The sequence below is a fragment of the Propionivibrio dicarboxylicus genome (assembly GCF_900099695.1).
GTDB classification, from domain to species: domain Bacteria; phylum Pseudomonadota; class Gammaproteobacteria; order Burkholderiales; family Rhodocyclaceae; genus Propionivibrio; species Propionivibrio dicarboxylicus.
The window spans coordinates 1-20,733 of sequence record NZ_FNCY01000012.1 but is presented as its reverse complement, the minus strand read 5'-3'; the positions used below and the strand labels follow the sequence as shown (position 1 = coordinate 20,733).

At 61.3% G+C, this 20,733-nt stretch carries 14 protein-coding genes and 1 tRNA gene; 2 read left to right on the top strand and 13 right to left on the bottom strand.

Annotated features, from left to right (window positions below; all coding sequences use genetic code 11):
• Positions 1–31: 31 nt before the first annotated feature.
• From BLR25_RS13740 to BLR25_RS13715, 6 genes are all read right to left on the bottom strand, one after another.
• On the bottom strand, positions 32–985 hold the full coding sequence (locus tag BLR25_RS13740; protein ID WP_091938463.1) for a UDP-glucuronic acid decarboxylase family protein: 954 nt from the start codon (positions 983–985) through the stop codon (positions 32–34).
• A gap of 160 nt (positions 986–1,145) precedes the next feature.
• Positions 1,146–3,716, bottom strand: coding sequence for a tetratricopeptide repeat protein (locus BLR25_RS13735; RefSeq protein ID WP_091938462.1), 2,571 nt, complete (start codon positions 3,714–3,716; stop codon positions 1,146–1,148).
• On the bottom strand, positions 3,713–5,053 hold the full coding sequence (locus BLR25_RS13730; RefSeq protein WP_245715564.1) for an HlyD family type I secretion periplasmic adaptor subunit: 1,341 nt from the start codon (positions 5,051–5,053) through the stop codon (positions 3,713–3,715). The genes BLR25_RS13735 and BLR25_RS13730 overlap by 4 nt, the downstream gene beginning before the upstream one ends.
• Positions 5,050–7,194 (bottom strand): peptidase domain-containing ABC transporter, encoded by a 2,145-nt coding sequence (locus BLR25_RS13725; RefSeq protein WP_091938460.1) that lies wholly within the window; start codon positions 7,192–7,194, stop codon positions 5,050–5,052. Before BLR25_RS13725 ends, BLR25_RS13730 begins: the two co-directional genes overlap by 4 nt.
• Positions 7,184–10,549 (bottom strand): efflux transporter outer membrane subunit, encoded by a 3,366-nt coding sequence (locus BLR25_RS13720; protein ID WP_281245583.1) that lies wholly within the window; start codon positions 10,547–10,549, stop codon positions 7,184–7,186. Before BLR25_RS13720 ends, BLR25_RS13725 begins: the two co-directional genes overlap by 11 nt.
• Before the next feature lie 232 nt (positions 10,550–10,781).
• Positions 10,782–12,587: a GGDEF domain-containing protein gene (locus BLR25_RS13715; RefSeq protein WP_245715563.1), complete on the bottom strand. Its 1,806-nt coding sequence runs from the start codon at positions 12,585–12,587 to the stop codon at positions 10,782–10,784.
• A 133-nt stretch (positions 12,588–12,720) separates the two neighbouring features.
• On the opposite strand from BLR25_RS13715, the gene BLR25_RS13710 reads away from it, so the two are divergent.
• A tRNA-Thr gene (locus BLR25_RS13710) sits at positions 12,721–12,794 on the top strand.
• A 342-nt stretch (positions 12,795–13,136) separates the two neighbouring features.
• Here BLR25_RS13710 and BLR25_RS13705 read toward each other — a convergent pair.
• From BLR25_RS13705 to BLR25_RS13680, 6 genes are all read right to left on the bottom strand, one after another.
• On the bottom strand, positions 13,137–14,393 hold the full coding sequence (locus BLR25_RS13705) for a TRAP transporter large permease (RefSeq protein ID WP_091938458.1): 1,257 nt from the start codon (positions 14,391–14,393) through the stop codon (positions 13,137–13,139).
• Positions 14,390–14,950 (bottom strand): TRAP transporter small permease, encoded by a 561-nt coding sequence (locus BLR25_RS13700; RefSeq protein ID WP_091938457.1) that lies wholly within the window; start codon positions 14,948–14,950, stop codon positions 14,390–14,392. The genes BLR25_RS13705 and BLR25_RS13700 overlap by 4 nt, the downstream gene beginning before the upstream one ends.
• A gap of 7 nt (positions 14,951–14,957) precedes the next feature.
• Positions 14,958–15,971 (bottom strand): DctP family TRAP transporter solute-binding subunit, encoded by a 1,014-nt coding sequence (locus tag BLR25_RS13695; RefSeq protein ID WP_091938456.1) that lies wholly within the window; start codon positions 15,969–15,971, stop codon positions 14,958–14,960.
• 167 nt (positions 15,972–16,138) lie between these two features.
• The gene (locus BLR25_RS13690) at positions 16,139–16,903 is read right to left on the bottom strand and encodes an SDR family NAD(P)-dependent oxidoreductase (protein WP_091938455.1); all 765 of its coding nucleotides are present in this window, start codon (positions 16,901–16,903) and stop codon (positions 16,139–16,141) included.
• 82 nt (positions 16,904–16,985) lie between these two features.
• Positions 16,986–17,936, bottom strand: a complete 951-nt coding sequence (locus BLR25_RS13685) for a transketolase family protein (RefSeq protein WP_091938454.1) — start codon at positions 17,934–17,936, stop codon at positions 16,986–16,988.
• Entirely contained in the window at positions 17,933–18,832 is a 900-nt protein-coding gene (locus tag BLR25_RS13680; protein ID WP_091938453.1) for a transketolase, read from the bottom strand. Before BLR25_RS13680 ends, BLR25_RS13685 begins: the two co-directional genes overlap by 4 nt.
• A gap of 209 nt (positions 18,833–19,041) precedes the next feature.
• Here BLR25_RS13680 and gcvA point away from each other — a divergent pair, with 209 nt between their 5' ends.
• Positions 19,042–20,034: a transcriptional regulator GcvA gene (gene gcvA, locus BLR25_RS13675; protein WP_091938452.1), complete on the top strand. Its 993-nt coding sequence runs from the start codon at positions 19,042–19,044 to the stop codon at positions 20,032–20,034.
• Between the two features lie 212 nt (positions 20,035–20,246).
• On the opposite strand, the gene BLR25_RS13670 is transcribed toward gcvA, so the two are convergent.
• Positions 20,247–20,733: class II fructose-bisphosphate aldolase (locus BLR25_RS13670; protein ID WP_176785895.1), on the bottom strand; the 487-nt coding region annotated here is incomplete at its 5' end.

The following is a 20,733-nucleotide window of genomic DNA, read 5'->3' as shown; positions in this document are numbered from 1 at the left end:
AAGGTGGTCAATCGCTCCATGGGGCGTGCTCTCAGCGGCCGAGCGTCGAACTGAAGTAGTCGATGGTCTTTTGCAGTCCTACATCGAGCGGAATTGACGGTTCCCAGCCGAGATGCTGCCTGGCGCGGGTGAGATCGGGTTTGCGTTGGCGCGGATCATCCGATGGCAACGGCTTATGCACGATCCTGGAACTGCTACCGGTCAGCCGCAGCACCTTCTCGGCCAGTTCCTTCATGGTGAATTCGCCCGGGTTGCCGATGTTTACCGGGCCGGTGAAGTCGTCTGGCGTGTCCATCATTTTCAGCATGGCATCGATCAGGTCATCGACGAAGCAGAAGCTGCGCGTTTGTTCGCCATCACCGAAGAGCGTGATGTTTTCGCCGCGCAACGCCTGCATGATGAAATTGCTGACCACGCGTCCGTCATCGGGGTGCATGCGCGGCCCATAGGTGTTGAAGATGCGCACGACCTTGATCCGCAGTTTGTGCTGGCGGAAATAGTCGAAGAACAGCGTTTCGGCGCAGCGTTTGCCTTCGTCATAGCAACTGCGGATGCCGATCGGGTTGACTCGTCCCCAGTAGTCCTCGTTTTGCGGATGCACTTCCGGGTCGCCATAGACTTCGGAGGTTGATGCTTGCAGGATCTTGGCCTTGCAGCGCTTGGCCAGGCCGAGCATGTTGATGGCGCCATGCACACTGGTTTTGGTCGTCTGCACCGGGTCGTGTTGGTAATGGACGGGGCTTGCCGGACAGGCGAGATTGAAGATTTCGTCGACCTCGACATAGAGCGGGAAGGTGACGTCGTGGCGCATCAGTTCGAAGTTGGGCTTGCCGAGCAGGTGCGCTACGTTGGCCTTGCTGCCAGTGTAGAAATTGTCCACACAGAGGACATCGTCACCCCGTGCAACCAGCCGATCGCACAAGTGGCTTCCGAGGAAACCGGCACCGCCGGTGACGAGGATTCTCTTCTTCCATTTTTCGCGCATTGTGACTCTCCTCGCTTAACGTTGTTTGTCTGTAGGTCCGCAAACGATCGTGGCCCGTCGCCTTCTGCCAATTCGACTGGGCCGGGATTTCAGGCATCGACGGAAATTATAACGATCATGTCGTGCTTTGACTGTGCCGGGCGCAGGGTATGCGAACGGTTCATGATTTCATCGCCTTGTTGATCTGCTTGACGAGGGCATCGGCGCGGCGCTGGCCTTCGCGGACTTCCTGGGCATTCAGCATCGATTCGGCATGCTCACGGTTGGCCTGTGCAGCATCGTTGCCACTGCGTGCCGCGACCGAGAACCAGGCATACGCCTCGACGAGGTTGGCGCTTCCCAGTCGCCCGGTGGCGTTGAGCAACCCGAGCCGGATCTGGGCGATGACGATGCCTTGTTCGGCGGCCTTGCGTATCCAGTCGGCGGCAGCGGCAGCATCGGCCGGCACACCGACGCCCTTGTCGTACATCATGCCAAGGTTGTATTGGGATTCTGGGTCGCCCTGCTCTGCGGCCTTGGTCCACCAGTAGATCGCTTGCTTGCGGTCTTGCGGGCAACCGTTACCGGACGAAAGCATCAGCGCAAGCGCTGCCTGTGCCGGCGCGAATCCGGCTTGCGCTGCCTTGAAGAAGCAGTTGTGGGCGGTTTCCAGATTCTTGACGACGCCGTGATCGCCCTTGATGTGCCAGCTGCCGAGCTTCCACAGCGCAGCGGGGTTGCCTTGGTCGGCTTCGGCCAGCACGCGTGCGTGTTCGGAGCGTTCCTGCTGCGAGACGCGCTGGCTTGAGGCCGCCATCGGTCGCTGCCGTTCGCGTTTGATCGCGGCGGGGCTTGTTGCCGTCTGTTCCGGGACGGCGGAGGGTGGCGGCGGTGTCTTGAGTCCGGCCATCGAAGCCAGCATGGCCGTCATGTGTTCCGCCGAGTGTTCGTTCAGTTCGGTCAGGCGGGCCAGTGCCTCCCGGTTGCCTTGTCCCGCGGCCAGGAGTAGCAGCGAGAGGCTTTCGCTGGTCAGCGCACCCTTTGCTTTGTTCTGGAGAATCCGGGCAAGGTCGAGCTGGGCTTGCGCGACTTGGCGCTCGGCCAGTTTGCGCAGAATTTTTTCCGCTTTTTCGGGCGCCGTCTGTCGGTGCATCTCGGCCAGCGCGATCATCGCCCGCTCATCGTTGCCTTGCTCGGCAGCGCGTTGGTACCAATGCTCGGCGTGGTGCTTGGCTACCGGGCCGGCGAGGCCGCGCTCGAAAAGCTGGGCGACCTGGTACTGCGCCTCGATGTTGCCTTGCTCCGCCGCCTTGAGCCACCAGGCCGAGGCTTGTTTGTAATCCTTGGGCACCGCCGTGCCTTGTGCGTAGAGCGCTCCCAGCGCCGCTTGCGCCGGAGCGAATCCCTTCTTGGCCGCCGTTCGGTACCAACTGGCAGCTTCGGCGAGGTTTTCCTGGCTAGGGCTCTTGGCCATGAAAATTTCGCCAAGCGCGAATTCGGCTTCAGGCAATCCGCTTTCTGCGGCTTTCAGATACCAGGAAACCGCTTCGAACTGGTCTTCCTTGGTGCCCTGGCCCCGCATTAGGCGATTGGCCAGTATGTACTGCGCTTCGACGACCGAGAGTTCCGCCGCTTTGCGGTACCAGGCCGTGGTCAATGTCACGCCTTCCCGGTCGATCCATTCGGCCAGCGCAAGATAGGCCGAAGGCTCGGCACGTTCGGCGGCCTCGAGCAGGCAGGTGAAGGCGCGATCGACATCGTGGGGGACGCCACGCCCTTCCGCGTACATCCCGCTCAACCGCAGCAGCGCTTCCGTGTTGCCATTGTCGGCGGCCATTCGATACCACGAGGCCGCTTCGTCGTCGATGTTGTTCTCTTCGCGCAGACGTCCGATATGCAGTTGCGCCGAGGGATTTCCCTTTTCTGCGGCGCGGGCGTACCAGAGGTCGGCCTGGGCCGGGTCCGCTTCGACGCCGGTGCCGCTTTCGTACATGAGTGCGAGCTGGAACTGCGCTTCTCCATCGCCCTGTTCGGCGGCTCGGGAGAACCAGGTAAACGCCTGTCGGTTGTCCTTGGCGACGCCTTCGCCAAGCGCATAGAGGCACCCTAATCGGGTCTGTGCTGCAGAAAATCCTTGTCGCGCGGCTTTGCGGAACCACGTCAGCGCTTGCGGCAAATCGGGCGCATCGCCGATCTTGCCATTTTCATAGTAGGTGCCGAGGCGATATTGCGCGCTCGCCGATCCCGCCTCGGCAGCCTTGACGTAGAGGTCGAGCGCTTGTTCCGGCAGCGTCTCTCCGGCGCCGACGGCTGCAGCGACGATGCGGTTGCCGATGGCGACCTGCGCATCCGGCAGGCCTTTCTCGGCCGCTTGCCGGAAGCAGTCCTCGGCGAACTGCTCGTGCGGTACGTTGAGTAATTGACCGAGACGGAATATTGCGCGCGCATAGCCGCGGCTGGAGGCGCGCAAGTACCAGGTGAGCGCCTGCTTGAGGTCCTGTTCGACGCCTTGCCCGCTGGCGTATTTGCCGGCCAGGATGTATTCGGCGGCGGGATTGCCGCGGTCGGCTGCCTTGTGATACCAGAACAGAGCCTTGCTGAAATCCTGTTCGACACCGACGCCGTTGGCATACATCAGGCCCAGGTTGAATTGGGCCGTACTGTCGCCCGCCTGGGCGGCGTTATAGGTTTCGCGAAAGCGCGTCGTATCGTTGTTCGTCGTGGATTGCATCAACGCAGCATCAGGGCTCATGGCTCGCGGATCGATTCATCCAGGGCGCGAATCAGGGGCCAGATCAGGTAGGAGCCGACCGAGCGCTTGCCGACGGCGATCTCCGCAGACAGCGTCATGCCCGGCAGCAAGCGGGCATGCTCGGGCATCGTGCGCAGGCGTGTGGTCTTTAGGCGTATGCGAGCGGTATAGAACGCCTCCATGGTGGCGCTCGGGTCGGAGTCGCGGCGGAAGGCGTCTTCACTCAGTGTGCGCAGTTCACCGCTCAGGCCGCCGTGTTTCTGGTACGGATAGGCATCGAGCTTGATGCGGGCATCGTCGCCGATCTTGATGTAACCAACGTCGATGGCATCGATCTTGACCTCGGCTTCGAGTTCGGAGGTCAGCGGCACGAGCGTGAACACCGGTTCGGTGGCCCGGGCGACCGAGCCCGGCGATAGCTTGGCGACTTCCAGAACGACAGCATCGACCGGCGACGACAGCGTGACGAGTTCATTGCGCTTGTCTGCTTTCAGCAACTGTTCATTCACCGAGTCCCGTTCGCGCGAGATGCTGAGCAGTTCTTCCATGATCTTTTGCCGCCAGCCGGTTTCGAAGGCGACTTTCTCGGCTTCGGCAGAGCCGAGTTCCTTGCGCAATTCCTGCGCGCGATTTTGCGATGTCTGCTGGCCGCGCTCTGCTTCGAACAACCGGTCCTGCGCATCGAGCAGGCGGGAGCGTATGGCCAGTTGCTGTGAGACAAGGCGCTCCTGGATACCGGCATTTTCGCGCAGCACGGTGACGCGCGAGGAAAGCATCTGCTGCTCCCCGCGGTTGGTCTCGATCGCTGCTCTTATGCGGGCAATCGCTTCGTCGAGCCGCCGGCTTTGTGCGTTGAAGCTGGCGCGCCGCTCTTCGGCCAGGCGGGCCTGCAGACGCGTGTCGGGATCGGTGGCTTCCGGTGCCTTGATCGGTTTGCCGCTCAGTTCGTATTCCAGCCGCCGCAATTGGGTATCAAGGCTGTGGAGGCGGCTGCGCAACTGGGTTTCGTCGGCTTCGGTAAAAGTCGGGTCGAGTGTGGCGAGTCGTTCGCCCTTCTTGACGACTTGGCCCGGCCGCACTTCGATGCTCTGGATGATCGAAGTGTCGAGCGGCTGAACGACGATGTTGGGCAGCGGTGTCACCAGCCGTCCGCGGGCGGAGACGATCAGATCGGTTTCGGCGAGGCTCGCCCAGATGATGAATGCGAGGACTGCAAGTCCCAGGACGTGCAGTGTGATTCTCGCCTGGCGAGGCAGCGGGCGCCGCTCGATTTCGTCTGCGTCGGGCAGGAAGTCGAGCGCCGTCTTGTCCTCTTGCGCTTTCTTTTTTCTGATCACAGGTGGCTCGTCTGCTGGTTCCAGAGTTGTTGATACGTCTCACAGCGTGACAGCAATTCCTCGTGTCGTCCGCAATCGGCGAGGTGCCCGCGCTGCATGACCAGGATGGCATCGGCATCGACCAGAGTCGACAGCCGGTGTGAGATCATGATAACCGTTTTGCCGACGGCGATCTGCGACAGGTTGTTGATGAAGATTGCTTCGCTTTCCGGGTCGAGTGCACTGGCGGCTTCGTCGAGGATCAGAATGCGGGGTTTGGCGAGCAATGAACGCGCAATCGAGAGGCGCTGCTTTTGTCCGCCGCTCAGGTTGGAGGCGTTTTCCTCGAGGATCGTGTCATAGCCTTGCGGCATGCGCTCGATGAACTCGTCGGCGCCGGCGGCCTGCGCTGCCGCGACGATCTCTTCAAAGGAAGCGTCGGGCTTGGTCATCGTGATGTTGTCACGGACGCTGCCGCGGAAGAGGAAGTTCTCCTGCAGGACGACGCCGACCTGGCGACGCAGGTGGGCAAGATCGATTTCGCGGGCATCGATGTTGTCGAAGCGGATGATGCCTTCCTGAACCGGATAGAGGCCCTGAATCAGCTTGGTCAGCGTGGTTTTTCCCGAGCCGCTGCGCCCGACAATGCCGATGACCGAGCCGGCGGTGATGGTGAAGGAGGCGCGGTCGAGCGCGGTGGCACTCGATCCCGGGTAGCGGAAGGTGACATTGTCGAAAGTGATTTCACCGTTGAGCTGGGGGCGCAGGGCGGCGACACCGCCGCGGCCTTCCGAGGGACGGTTCATGACTTCGCCGAGCATGCGTACCGACAGGGCGGTCTGCTGGTATTCGTTGATCAGGCTGACGAGCTGGATCAGCGGGCCGACGACGCGCCCGGACAGCATCTGGAAGGCGATCAGCGCACCGACGCTGATGGTGTTGTCGAAGACGCCCTGGGTGCCGATCAGGATGATGGTGACCGGCATCAGCTTGCCGAGCAGGTCGGTGACGGCGCCGCCGGAGAGCGAGAGCTTGCCGAGCCGGAAATGGGTGGCGATCGCTTCGGCCGAATACTGGTCCCACAGGCGCCGCTGCATCGGTTCGATGGCCAGTGCCTTGACCGTGCGCATGCCGTGGATCGTTTCAACCAGCAGTGCCTGCCGGCGTCCTTCGGCCGAGTAGAGTGCGTCGAGGCGACGACGGTAGGTCGGCAGCAGCCCGGCAATGACGCCGGCAATCATGCCGGTGAAGCCGAGGACGATCAGCGCCAGCTTGAACGAATAGGCGAAGAGCAGCGGGAAGAAGATGACCAGCGAGGCCGTGTCGAGCACCGTGAAGAACAACCGTCCGGTGAGGAAACTGCGGATGCTCTCAAGTTGTTGCATGTGCCGGGTGATGACGCCGGCAGAAGCCATCTCGAAATAATCGATCGGCAGAGACAACAGTTTGCCGAAGACGCGGCGCGTCAGTTGCATGTCGATCTTGTTGGTCGCCGCCAGCAGCATGAACTGGCGCAGGTAGCCGAAGGTCGAATCGAAGATCAGGGCGATAAAGACGCCTATCGTCAGCACCCAGAGTGTCGATTCGGTCTGGTGCACCAGGACTTTGTCAATGACCGCCTGGAAAAACATCGGCGAGGCCAGTGCCAGTACGTTCATCGCCATCGCCGCGATGGTGATGTCGCGGAAGGCAGCCTTCTGCTTCAGGATCTCGGGGATGAACCAGCGCAGACTGAAGGGCTGGTTCAGGTCTGTCAGCGAATGGACGCGTTTCAGGAATATGACGCGGCCATCCCAGACCTCTTCCGCCTCGGCTTTGCTGTATTGCCTGATCTCGGCCATGTCGGCGCCAGGATCGAGGAAGGCGATCTTCTTGACGTCTTCTTCGCTGCGCAGCCCGACAATGATGATTGCCTTGCCGTTCTTGAGCAGCGCCAGGATCGGAAAAACACCTTCCTGCGAGAAGATGCCATCCCAGGAGAGTCGGTCGGCTTTCGCCTTCATGCCGACCTCGGTGGCCATGCGCAGGATCAGCGTTTCTTCCGGCTCGTCGTCGCCCAGCGCGTAATCGTGGATCAGCCGTTCCGGGTTGATCGGCAGTCCATGGTGCTGGGCGATTGCCGACAGGCACTGTACGACGGTATGGGTGGTCTTATCGAACATGAGGGGTCGCCTGTTCAGAAAGAGGCCGGACGGTAGCGCCTGCTGCGTTCAGCAAGGGGGCGACGTCGATCGTGGCCAGCTTGCCCTGTTCGTCGAGCAGGGCCGGGACGAGAACGGCGTGCGTGCCGGACTGCCGGTGGATGCTGCGCACCTGGCTCAGTCCTTCCTGGCGGCGGGTGTGTGCGCCAACCCGGACGGCAAAACGCAGCTTGCCGAGCCGGTCGGCCATTTCGCATACGTAGGCGGCATAACCGCGGTTGATCCATTCGGCATAGGCCGCGGCGGCGTTCTCGATCGTCGCGAAAGCGCCGAGCTGGACCGAGAAGCGCGGCGCTTGAGCTTTCCTCGCCACGGCGGCTTTCCCCGTCGGCGGTGTAGCTGCGGGAGGTTCGGTGGCGATGCTCGGCGGTTCGGGGGCAATGATCGCTTCGTTCGTCGGTTCGCTTGCTGCCGGGGGCGTCGGCGCTGCGACGGGGGCGATGGGCGTGACAGGCGTCGGCGCAGGGGGCGCTACCTGTGTCGGCGCCGATTCGGCGACAGTTTCGGCCGTCAGCAGTGGCGCAGGCGTTTCGGCGGGTGCTTCTGCCACCTTGACGGTGTCGGTCGTCGCTGCTGTTGGTGTTGCCGGTAATGTGACCGTGCTTTCCGGCCGGTAGGCGACGACGAGGGCCGAGATTTTTTCCTTGCGTCCGAGTTGCAGCGCCAGTGCCGATGCGTCGCGCCGGAGACGGAATTCGCCGCTGCGGACGGCGAGCCAGCCGTGACCCTGGCTGTCGGTCAGATTGACGAGGTAGGGGATGAGGCCGCGTGAGCGCCAGAACTCAAGCGCCATCTGCGCGTTCTGTTGGTTGGAGAACGCGCCGAGTTGAACGGCGAATCGTGCTTTTTCGCTGCTTCGTGGCGTCCCCTTTTTCGTCGGCACTGGCGGATTGGTCGCTTCGGCGAGCCCGGTCGGCGTAGCCTCCGGAAGCTCGGGGCGGAGTTCGGGCTCCGGCGTCGACTCCTGTGCGGGTGACGTGATGCTGGCGAGTTCCGACGGCGCCAGTTTTTCCGGCGAGCCGTCTTCGTTCAGCGGCGTCTGGACGAGGACAGCGGGCGCGTCTTCCTTGTTGCGGATATCCCTGGCAATGTCGGCGCCCTCGCTCTGTTGCCGGTAAGCGCCCGTCCGCACCGCATACCATTCGTTGCCGCTGGCATTCTTGGTCCTGACAACGTAGGTGTCATGGCCTCGCGATTGCCAGGCCGCGCTCGAAATTGCGGCGTTTTCGAGATTCGAGAAAATGCCGAACTGCACGGCATAGCCGCTACGGATCGCTTGCTTGGATACGGCGGCCAGGGGCGCGTGTTTCGCTTCTGCTTCGGGGTTCTGTGCGGATGCGGTCTCGACTGTCGGCTCGGCAGGCGCTTTGGCGCTGTCGGTCGCTGTGCCCTTTCCTGCGACCGGAGGCTGCGCCAGCGGAATCTTCTTGTCGCCGCTCTTTTCGTCGCCCTGAGACGAGACGACGCGACAACGTTCCTGGGCCGCCAGCATGGCGTCGCAGAACTTTTGCGCTTCACTTTCGTCGTCGAACTTGGCGATGTACAGCCGGTACCAGGCCTCCTGTCCGCCTTCTCCGCTGTCGTCGATTTTTCCACTTAACCGTGGCCGCACGATTCGTCCCGACATCAGTTGAGGATAGCGGTCGCGCAGGTCGCGCCAAGCAGCGCCGACGGTGGTCCGGTGATACAACCCTGGAAGTTCGATCTGCCAGAATTTTTCGATTTGCGCGCCGCCCGACGCGGCGGCGCCATTCAACTGCCAATCCATGCCGTCCGCCTGGCGTGCGGCGAGCGGCACCGCTGCACGACCGGCGCCGCCTGAAACGGCGGGGCCGTTGTTGGCGACCGTCGGTCTCCGCCCGTCTCCCGGAATCGTGCCGGCCGGCCGGACGCCGCCGCCGAGCGCCTGAAAGAGCGAGATATAACCGCGGTATTGCTCCATCTGCGAGCGCTGATATTCGTCAAGCATGCGATGGTAATTGCGTTCGGAGTCGAGGAGCGCCGTTTGATCGACGCCGCCGATAGCGAATGCCTTGAGGTTCAATTCCCAGCCGCGCTTTGCCGCGCCGGCAGCGTCCTGTTGCGCTTGCAGCCGTTTGTTGGCGAGATTGACCGAGGACAGCGCGCTCTCGACTTCGCGGATCGCCTGGTAGATCGTCCTTGCGTAGGTCTCGACCATTTCCTCATAGACGGCTTCGGCATATTTTTTCTCGCCCCGGCGACGTCCGCCGTCGAAAATGCTGGTCGTCAGGTTGGCGATGGCCGTCCAGAAGAATTGCTGCGGCTGGAAGAACTGCGCCAGGTAGTTGGCGCTGTAGCCGGCCTGGGTGGTCAGGTCGAGCGGCGGCAGGATGCGAGCGCGAGCGACGTCGATGTCGGCATCGGCCGACAGCAGCCTGGCCTCGGCCATCTTGACGTCGGGGCGGCGTAACAGTAACGAGGACGGGAGTCCGGGGACGATCTCCGGTACGGCCAGGCTCTCCAGCCCCTGGTCGGAGAGCTTGAGCGCGCCCGGTACGGTGCCGACCATGAATGCCAACGTATTGATCGCGTCGATACGCTGCTGTTCCATGGTCGGGATGGTCGCGCGCAAGGCGAAGACGACCGCGCGCTGCTGTTCGACTTCACCCGCCGTCGCGTCACCGATCTTCAGCCGTTCTTCGGCGATGCGCAGCGTCTTGCTGAGGGTGCGCTCGGTTTCCTGTGCGACGCGCAAGCGGTCGTTGAGGGTGACGAATTCGATGTAGCTGGAGGCAATCGCTGCCGTGACGTTGCGCTGGACGTTGTCGCGTTCGAAAGCTGCGCGCCAGAGTTGCAGTTGGGTCGATTCGAGCAGCGCGGTCTGCTCGCCCCAGATGTCCGCGCGCCAGTCGCCGCGCAGGCTGCCCTGGATCGCGGTAGTGACGTCGCGGCCGGTGGCGCCGACCGGGACCGATCCGACATAGCCGCCTGGCATCTGGCGGGCGATAACCATCGGCGAGCTTAGGCTCGGCAGCAATCCACCCGCTGCCTGGTCGCTCCGCACTTTTGCCTGCGACAGCCGGATCGTGGCAATGCGCACGTCCGGATTGTTGGCGAGTCCTCGGTTGATCAGTCCTTCCAGTTCGTTGTTGCCGAAGAAACGCCACCAGTCGGCAAAGCCGGCGTCCTCATTGCTCTGGGTGGTCGCCCCGGTTTTCGATGACGATGCAGTATCGCCTTCATCGGCCTTTTTTTCGTTATGGAACTTAGCCGAGAGCGGGATTTCCGGGACGTCGTAGGTGCTGCGTTTGGTCATGCAGCCGGGCAAAAACGCGGCCGTCAGGGACCATAGCATCGCGCACGCGAGCGGCGAAAGACCAGGCCGCCATTTCGCAGTCATGGATGATAAGTTCGACGTCCCCGTCGTGGTGTTGTCTTTGCTTCCACGCATGCTATGTATCGTATCACAGTCGAATTTTAAATATCCCGGGTATGTGCTTATTTTTACGGGATAATGGGGCGTTCGCCATGCAAGAATGCGAATGCGTGTGCGCCCGTCGGCGCGATCGTGGCGCGGCTTCGGACGGTTATCCGATTACAACGCGGTTCTTGCCCGTCTTCTTGGCGGTGTACATCGCTTCGTCGGCGCGCTTGGTGATCGTCGTTTGCGTGTCGTCAGGGCGGAAATCGGTCACGCCGGCGCTGAAGGTGATGAGGACCTTCTCGTTGTCATGCAGGAAGAATCGCTTGGTCAGTTCGCGCTGCAGCCGAACGAGCGCCTTTTCGGCGTCGGCGATCGCAGTATCGGGCAGCAGGAGGATGAATTCCTCGCCGCCGAAGCGGGCGACGGTGTCTTGCGGGCGCAGGGTTTCGCGGATTGTCGTTGCCAGGTGGATCAGCGCCGCATCGCCGGCATCGTGACCGAGCGAGTCGTTGAGTTTCTTGAAATTGTCGATGTCGAGGAGCGCCATGCAGAGCGGCGTATGGCGGCGTCGCGAACGTGCGAACTCGCTGTCGAATGCTTCTTCGAGACCGCGTCGGTTGAGCGTTCCGGTCAGCTGGTCATGGCGCACCAGCGTGCTGGCACGGTCCAGTTCTTCCTGCAGTTCGTGGATTCTTCGTTCGGCATCTTCGACCCGCTGCCGGCTCGCGTTCAGGTCGTCGCGCGAGCGTTGAGTGCTGAGCTGGATGATGCGTGTGGCATCGATGACTTCGGAAAGGACGCTTTCCAGCTGCGAGATGTCGTCGGCCTGGCTGATCTTCTCGACGCAGCGTTCGATCTTGTCATGGTAATCGGAGGTCGTGCCGGCGAAGTCCGCCAGGTGGTCGACGAAGCCGGCGAGCATGGTCTTGAGTGCCTCGCGGGCTTCGGCGAGACTGTGTTTGAGCTGGCTCTGCTTGAAGATGACTTCCTTGATGCGATGTTCCGCATCGTTGATGGCGCGGATATTCATCGGGCGGGCGACGATGTCGCGGACGATGGCGATCTGGCCATTGAGCCAGCGGTCATCGACGACCAGTTCGCTGACGTTTTCGATCATGATCTGCAGCAGCTTGAGGAGTCCGCTGCGCAGCTCTTCCCGGTCTTCGGCGACGAATTCCAGCCGATATGCCAATCGTTTGACCGCGGTTAGCAGTTCCTGTGTGGCCTGCAGGGTGTTGGCACTCCTCACCATGACGACCAGGTTGCGCGCTTCTGCGGCAAGCTCGGGCTCATCCTTCAGTTGGCCAATGACGGCGGCTTCGAGGGCAAAGGCGAAGGTTTCGCGTAGTTCCGGCAGCAGTTCGCTGGCACGGCTCGGCATCCCGCTGGCGGCCATTCCCGGCGCGCGAGGCGATGGAGAAGCACCGTCTTCGAGGGGCGTCATCTCTCCATCGACAAGATCGATGTCGCCACTCTCTCCTCGATTGGCGGCCCATGACTTGACCAGCCGCTGCAGACGTTCGAAGAGCAGGTCGCTGTTGCTCGAGGCACTGGCGAGAATATGCTCGAGTGATTCGCGCTTGCGCGCCGGGGTGATGTTGGCCTGCTTTGCTTCCCAATGCCGCATGAGGTCGGCGATCAGTTCGCCCCATCCCCGGCTTGTTTCCACTCCTTGCTCGGCGACATAGTCGGCGAGCGTCTTGCGCCAGTCGTTCCAGTTCTGGTTTCTGATGGCCTGTTCAAGTTCGCGGGCCAGTCGCTGTTGTTGTGGAATTTCCTTCGGCAGCGCGCCGAGCAGGGCTCGCAACTCCCGTTCCGGAAAGGCGTCGTCGGCCTTTTCCGTCTCGCCGGCGATCTCGCCGTAGATCGCTCGGTAGTTATCCGGAGTCGGCGCCATGCGCCGTGTCATCAGCAACTTGAGCGTTTCACGGGCAATTTCGGCGGAGGAAGCAGGTTTGGACATCGGCATGGCGCTGGTCAGTGGGTCGGTCTAAGCGTGCGCGACTGGGCATCATCGCTGTTGCCGGGACATTCTACGCCGTCCGGACGGCGCACGAAGCACCGATGATAAGCTATAATTCGCCACCGCGTTTGGCGGGCGTGCCCCTGTAGCATGAAGGTCGTGCAGTTGATTTGTAATCATCAGGCCGTGGTTCGATTCCGCGCAGGGGCACCATCAGCATAAATCGTCGCGCATGCCGGTGATGCTTCCCCGTTCTGGCATGCGATCATCAGGCTGACTTCATCCCGCCGCATGCAACTCCATCGTCATCAATCCATCCCGATGACAGGCAGCGGGGACTGGGTTGGGCGTGCGGCTACCCGATGGCTTTTTTTCGGCCATGCCGATCCACGATGATGCGGTTGTGCGCGATCGAAAGATGATGCCGGTGGCGGTTGTATACGCGGGAAGCGCTTCTCCGCATTCCTTGCCGGAGAAGCGCAAAAAAAAGGCCGGCGAGGGATTTCTCCATCGCCGGAACAACCCGACTCGGACAAGAGCCAGGAGGGATGTTGCCTAGAGAGTCAGACTGGGTATGTAGGCAAACAGCAAGGTCGTGCCGAGCGCTACCGCGTAGAACGGGAAGAGCTCCTTCGAGGCTTTCAGGATCGATACCCGGGCGATCGAGCTGCTAATGAACAGCGTCGTGCCGACCGGTGGTGTGTACAGGCCGATGGCCAGCGTCAGCACCATGGTCAGACCAAGCGTGGTCAAATCGAAATGAATCGCTTCGGACAGTGGCACGAAAATCGGACCGAGCAGCAGGATGGCCGCTGGCAGATCGATGAACATGCCGGCAATCAGCATGATGACGATCATTGCCATGATGATCAGCCACGGATCCTTGAGCGTCGCCAGACACCAGGCAGCGAACAACTGCGGCACCTGCGCGTAGGTCATCATCCAGCCGACCACCGCCGAGCCCATGATCACCAGCATCACGACCCCCGTCGCGACGCCCGCCGCGATCAGCGAATTCAGGAAGCGCTTGATCGTCATGTCGCGATAGATGACGAAGCCGGCGAACATCGCGTAGAACACCGCGACGACCGACACTTCCGTTGGCGTCGCGAAACCGAAGCGCAGCAATACCAGGATCATGAACGGCATGACCAGGGCCGGGAGCGCACCGATGAAGAGCGACTTGCACTTCTTGGCGTCGAACGGCGTCTTGGTCATTGGGAAGTCGCGCATCCGGGCGGAAATGTTGCATACCCCGGTGAACCCAGCGGTAAGCGCCAGCCCAGGCAGTACGCCTGCCACGAACAGGTCGGCAATCGACACGTTCGATACCAGCGAATACAGGATGAACGGAATCGACGGCGGAATCAGGATGGCGATCGATGCGGCCGCCGAATTGTTGGCCGCGGTAAAGCCGGCCGGATAGCCTTCGCGAATCTGCCAGGGGATCAGCATGCCGCCGAGTGCCGTCGCATCGGCGACCGCCGATCCGGACACGCCGCCGAAGACGCAGCTGCCCAGCACGGTGACCGAACCGAGACCGCCACGGAAGCGCTGAACCAGTTCGGTGGCGAAACCGATCAGCTTCTCGCCGAGTTCGCCGCTCATCATCAGGCTGCCGGACAGAATGAAGAACGGCAAGGCCAGCATCGGGAACGACAGCGTCTGATTGACCATCTGCTGCGCCACCAGCATGACCGGGAACTCCTGCGAATAGATGATCGCGGCGCCCGAAGCCATTACCAGCACATGGGCAACCGGAATCGCCAGCGCTAGCAGGCCGAAGAAAGCAAAGACAAGCACGGTGATCATACGACACTCTCCTCGGCAGCGCCTTGCGGCCGGGCATCGGCACCGAGCAGGAAGACGCGGATGGATATGGACAGGGCGCCGATGGCGGTCAGGATCGAACCGATCGCCAGCGCATAGAACGGCAGGCTGTTGGGCGTGCCGAGCATCGGATTGCGTTCGGCGGCGGTGATTTCGGCAACTTCCAGCGCGGTGAAGAACAGGTAGATATAGGCGCCGCAGATCAACAGGTTGGTCACGCAAATTAGGACGCGCTTGGCCGGCGAATTGAGGAAGTTGTAGATCAGGTCGACGGCGATATGGTTGCCTCCTTGCAGCGCGAGGACCACCCCGGCCATGATGAACCAGGAGTAGAGCTGCTTGGGCAATTCTTCGGCCCAGTCGACGCCGCCAACGTCAATGACATAGCGGGCGATGACACCAACGATGATGGAAACAAGCAGGGCGAGCCCGGTGGCAAGCACAACGGATTTGCAGATTGAGCCGATGAAACGGTCCACGCCATCCAGAAGCTGGATGGTCGTGGAGCGTTCATTGGCCGTCACGATAGAGTCGGCCATGTTGGATTTACCCCAGTACGGTCTTGCGCAAATCCTTGACGAAGGCGCCGAACGGCTTTTCGTTGGCCCATTTGTCGAAGACGGAAGCGGTTTGCTTGCGGAAGGCGGCGAGATCAACTTCGGAAACCGTCAGCGCCTTGTTGGCGCGGAATTCGCGGAGCAGCTTGGTGTTGGCTTCTTCCGAGAGGTTGATCTGCAGCGTCGTGCACTCGGCCATCGCTTCCATGACGATATCCTTGGACTTGGCATCGAGGCGATTCCAGGCCATCTTGGACATCAGGACCGGGTTGCATTCCCACTTGTGGGCCGACAGGCTGATGAAGGGATTGACTTCATAGATCTTGGCGCTGGCGATGTTGGTCAGCGGGTTTTCCTGACCATCGACGACGCCCTGTTGCAGCGCCAGGTACAGTTCGGAAAATGCGATCTGCGCCGTGGCGGCGCCGAGCGCCTGGAAGATGTCGATGGTAGCCGGATCAGGCGGCGTACGGAACTTGAGGCCTTTCAGATCTTCCGGCGTCTTGATTGCACGCTTGCTGTTGGTGATGTGGCGAATGCCATTGTCCCACCAGCCGATCGGAACGAGGCCGAGCGCGTCAAATTTGGGCTTCAGCAAGTCGCCAATCTTGCCGTTCAGGACCTTGACACCATCGGCGCTCTTGGCGAACAGGAAGGGCATACCGAGTGCGGCGAGTTCGGGAACGACCGACGAGGTGGCACCCTGGCTGTTGGCCGAGATGCCGAGCGTGCCGGTGCGCAGGCTGGTGAGCATGGCAGCGTCGTCGCCAAGCATCGCCGATCCCGCCACGGCAACCTCGATCGCGCCGCCGGATCTGGCTTTGACGAGTTCGGCAAACTTGTCCGCAGCGATCGAGCGAGGATTCCCCGCCGCTGCGCCGTGTCCAAAGGTGATCTTCAGCGGTGCCGCGCGCAGAATCGTCGGTGCGCCCATCAGCGCTACCGCGCCAATCGCCCCGGTTCCCTGGAGAAACGTCCGGCGATTCATCTTTATGTCTTTCATACTTCCCTCCTGTTTATTTCAAATGAGTACTACCTGACACAACCGGCGCTATGCCGTATAGTCGCCTCCGCAGGGGATCCGGGTGAAGTTGCCGCCCTGGATTCCCCGGCGCAGGCGAGAAAACGCGGCAACGCGGCGCCCGTTGCAGGCCACCGCGTTGCTCACCCCTAGTGAATGTGCATGCCGCCGTTGACGTCGAGGCAGTGACCGGTCACGTAAGCGGACAGGTCTGAGGCCAGATACAGATAGGCGGCCGCCACGTCATCGGCAAAGCCCAGTCGGCACAGCGGGACGCTGGCGGCGATTTCGGCCTTCTTGTCCTCGGTGATCTTGCCGGCGCTGATATCGGTCTGGATGAGTCCCGGTGCGACGCAGTTGACGCGAATGTTGTCCGGACCGAGTTCGCGGGCCATGGCTTTGGCCAGACCCAGGACGCCGGCTTTGGCCGCGGAGTAGTGGGGGCCGCCAAGAATGCCGCCGCCGCGCTGCGCCGATACCGACGACATGCAGACGATGGAACCCGCCTTTTGCTTCTTCATCTGCGGCAAGAAGGCTTGTGAGAGATAGAGGACGCCGCGCAGATTGACATCGAGAATGCGTTCCCAACTGACCGGATCGATTTCCTGCGTCTTTACCGGTTGCGTGATGCCGGCGTTGTTGATCAGGATGTCGATCTTGCCGAATTCGGCGATGGCGCGTTCGGCGGCCGACTTGCAAGAATCGAGATCGGCGACGTTGCAGCCAAAGCCGCGGTGCTCCGGGCCGATCGATGCGGCGGCCTCGGCCGAGGCTTTTTCGTCCAGATCCAGAATCACGACCTTCGCGCCGTACTTGGCGAACATCCGGGCCGTGGCGAGACCGATGCCGCGCGGAGAGGCTGCGCCGGAAATCACTGCGACCTTGCCTTCGAGAATCAGATTCGGTTGTGACATTTTATTCCTTTCACATATCAACGATGCGCGACACGCGGTTGTTCGTGCCGCGCCATTTATTCAGGATGGAAGCGAATTTCGTTCAGATCTTGCAGGACACAAGCGCCGCCGCCTTTTCAGCGATGGCCGCACCGGAAAGCCCGAATTTTTCGAGCGTCTTCTGATAGGCGCCGCTTTCGGCGAAGGTGTCTTCGAGGCCGATCAGTTCGGTCGGCACCGGACAGTTGAGGAGCGTCCACACGGCAGCTTCGTAGCCGAAGCCATTACGTTTCTGGTGGTTTTCGGCGACGACGAGCGCGCGGGTCTTTTTCAAGGACTCGTGCAGCGTCGCCTGATCCCAGGGCTTCAACGAATAGAAGTCGATGACTTCGGCATCGATGCCGCGCTTGGCGAGTTCGTCGGCGGCGACCAGGGACTGGAAGACCATGTCGCCGTAGGTGGCGATGGTGACGTCCTTGCCCTTGCGCACGATCTTGGAGCCACCGAGTGCAAACACTTCATCGGGCTTGTACAGATCGAACATCGGGTCGCGCATGAGGCGGGTGAAGACAGGCCCCGGCGTTTCCAGGGCGATGTCGAACGCCGCCGTCGCTGCGGTCGTGTCGGCCGGGACGAGAACCTTCATCTGTGGCAAGGTCGTCATGAAGGCGATGTCTTCCGTCGACTGGTGGGTGACGCCGTCGATCGCCGCCGTCAGGCCGCCGTGGCTCGACAGGAACTTCACGTTCAGATGCGGGTAGCAGATGAAGGAACGAATGGCTTCCACTGCGCGCATGGTGATGAAAACGCCATAACCGCAGACGACCACGTTTCTTCCCTGCGCCGCCATGCCGGCAGCGGCCGCGACGGTGCCGATCTCGGCGATGCCCATGTTGAAATAGCGTTCGGGATGCTTGTCCTTGAACAGGAAGGAATACGTGGATTTGGCCAGGTCCGACTCGAAAACAACAAATTCCTTGTCCGTTTCACCGCGTTGCGTCATGCGTTCGGCAAACGCGCGGCGCGTCGGAATTTTGGCGGCAACTAGACTCATGCTTTGGCTCCTTCCATGTACTTGCACGCTTTCTCATATTGTTCGGCGTTGGGGGCTTTGCCGTGCCAGTCGAGTTGATGCTCCATGAAATCGACACCCTTGCCCTTGACCGTGTAGGCCAGCACACAGATCGGCTTGCCGGCGTGGGCATGCTTGGCCTTGCTCAAGGTCGTCAGCACGTCGGCCATGTCATGACCGTCCATGGTCAGCACATCGAATCCGAATGCCCGGAACTTGGCGTCCACCGGTTCGGTCGGCATCACCTCGCCGACCGTGCCGTCGAGTTGCAGATTGTTCATGTCGACGATGGCGACGAGGTTGTCCAACTTGTATTTCGCGGCGGCCAGAGAGGCTTCCCAGATAATCCCTTCGTTGATCTCGCCATCCCCGAGCACGGCATAGACCTTGTAGGACTTGGCGAGGAATTTGCCTTCCATCGCGATGCCAACCGCCTGGGCGTAGCCGATGCCGAGGGAACCGGTCGAGGCGTCGATGCCCGGCAGATAGGTCGCGATCGGATGTCCCTGCAGACGGCTGCCGTTCTTGCGCAGGGTCTTGAGTTCCTCGACTGGCAGGAATCCGCGCAGAGCGAGGGCGGAATACCAAATCGGACAGGCATGCCCCTTGGATAACACGAAGCGGTCGCGATCCGCCCAGTGCGGTTGCTCCGGCTTGATATCCATGAGGTCGAAATACAAGGCTGTGACGAAGTCGGCCGCCGACAGCGCGCCGCCGATATGCCCTGATTGTGCTGCGTAAACCATGTCCACGACGTTCTTGCGCATGGCACACGCAATTTCTTCCAAGCGCGCGACACGCTCGTCAAACGGAAGATCGGTGGGCAATTTCTCGTAACGATCCTTTGCCTCTCCGCAGATGCCGCTGTTCTTTTCCATATGCACAAAGCTCTCCAACTGGCCAGCCGATTCCGGATCTCTTTTGGCCTCGTGATGCCGATAAAACAAGAAAGTGCACTTTCGCCCGAGTCGTCGTTTGTCTTATTTGTCAGACCTTCGGCGAGTGAAGGAAAGTGTAGGGGCTTGACGAATGCGGCTCAAACGAATTATTAAGGCGTTTTGTTGAATTGATTTCATCTCAGAAACCTATGTCAAACCGGGTCTCGTTCAAGGCGGTGCAAGCATTCGAAGCCGCCGCGCGCTTGTCGTCTTTCGGTCTTGCCGCCGAAGAGTTGTACGTCACGCCGTCGGCGATCAGCCATCAGATCAAGTCGCTGGAGAGTCAATACGACGTTCAGCTCTTCCATCGTGTGCATCGTGGTGTGGTCCTCACCGATGCCGGGCGACGCTATGCTGAGGAAATATCGGCGGCTTTCTCGCGCATCGAGGCCGCCACCAAGGATCTGGGACGAACGACGAAGAGCGACATCCTGACGATTCATTCGACGCCGAGTTTCGCGACGCAATGGCTGATGCCGCGACTGGCGCGTTTCAGCGCCAAGTATCCGGATATCGATGTCCGCCTCAATGCCTCGAAAGACCCGGTCGATCTGATTACCCAGAACGTCGATGTCGATATCCGCTACGAGCACAAGAATATTCAACCGGCCGGCGTCAAGACGGTGGACTTTCCGCCGGAGACAATCGTGCCGCTGTGCTCGCCGTCACTCGTGAGCGGGGCCAATCCAATCCGTTGTCCGAAGGATCTTGAGCGTCATACGCTGATCCATAGCGAAGTCTGTCTCGTCAATTGGCGGGACTGGCAGCGTCGACATCCCGATGTCAAACTGGACCTCAAGCGGGGGCCGCGTTTCGACCGTTCATTCATGTCGATCAGTGCGGCGATTGACGGACTCGGGGTGTGCCTCGAGAGCTTGTTGATTGTTCAACGTGAACTCGAAACAGGGCGACTGGTTGCGCCGCTGGGCGTCGATGGTTTGAAGGTGAAGGGCTATACGTTCAACGTGCTGAAATCGTCGGCGGAATTACCCAAAGTACATGCCTTCCAGGAGTGGCTGTTTTCCGAAATTCCGGAAATTTCGGATCCGGGCCAGCCCCAGGCAGCGCCGGTACCGGTCAAGCGGCAGCGCAAGACCGTCAGCATCGAGGAAGCCTGGCAGGGGAATTTCCTGATCGAGTAGCCGTGCCGTTGCGATGCCGGCGTGCCCAGGCGCCGGGGATCCTCGTGTCTGAGGCAACGATGGCCGGTCGGCATGCCATGGTCGATGGTTGCGGGCGCACCCCGCGATCAATCGATCAGTGGCATGACACTCAAAAAAACGCCGCAACTTCGTAGGCATTGAAAAGCTGCGGCGCGAAGCCTTTCGGTCAAGTAGGCATGACCGGAAGGTGGCTAAGGAAGCTCGCCCTTCTTGTAGCGTTCGGCCATCTTGTCGAGGGCGATTGCCTTGATCTTGCTGGCCTGTCCGGCGGCGCCGAAGGCTTCGAGACGGGCGCGGACGACCTTCTTGGCGCCTTCGCGGGCGGGCTTGAGGTAGTCGCGCGGGTCGAACTTGCCGGGGTTCTCGACGAAGTAGCGGCGAATCGCCGCGGTCATCGCCAGACGGATGTCGGTGTCGATGTTGACCTTGCGCACGCCGTGCTTGATGCCGCGGACGATTTCCTCGACCGGCACGCCGTAGGTTTCCTTCATGTCGCCGCCGAATTCACGGATTTCGGCGAGCAGTTCCTGCGGCACCGACGATGATCCATGCATGACGAGGTGCGTGTTCGGGATGCGCGCATGGATCTCGGCAATGCGGTCGATCGCCAGGATGTCGCCGGTCGGCTTCTTGGTGAACTTGTAGGCGCCGTGGCTGGTGCCGATGGCGATGGCGAGC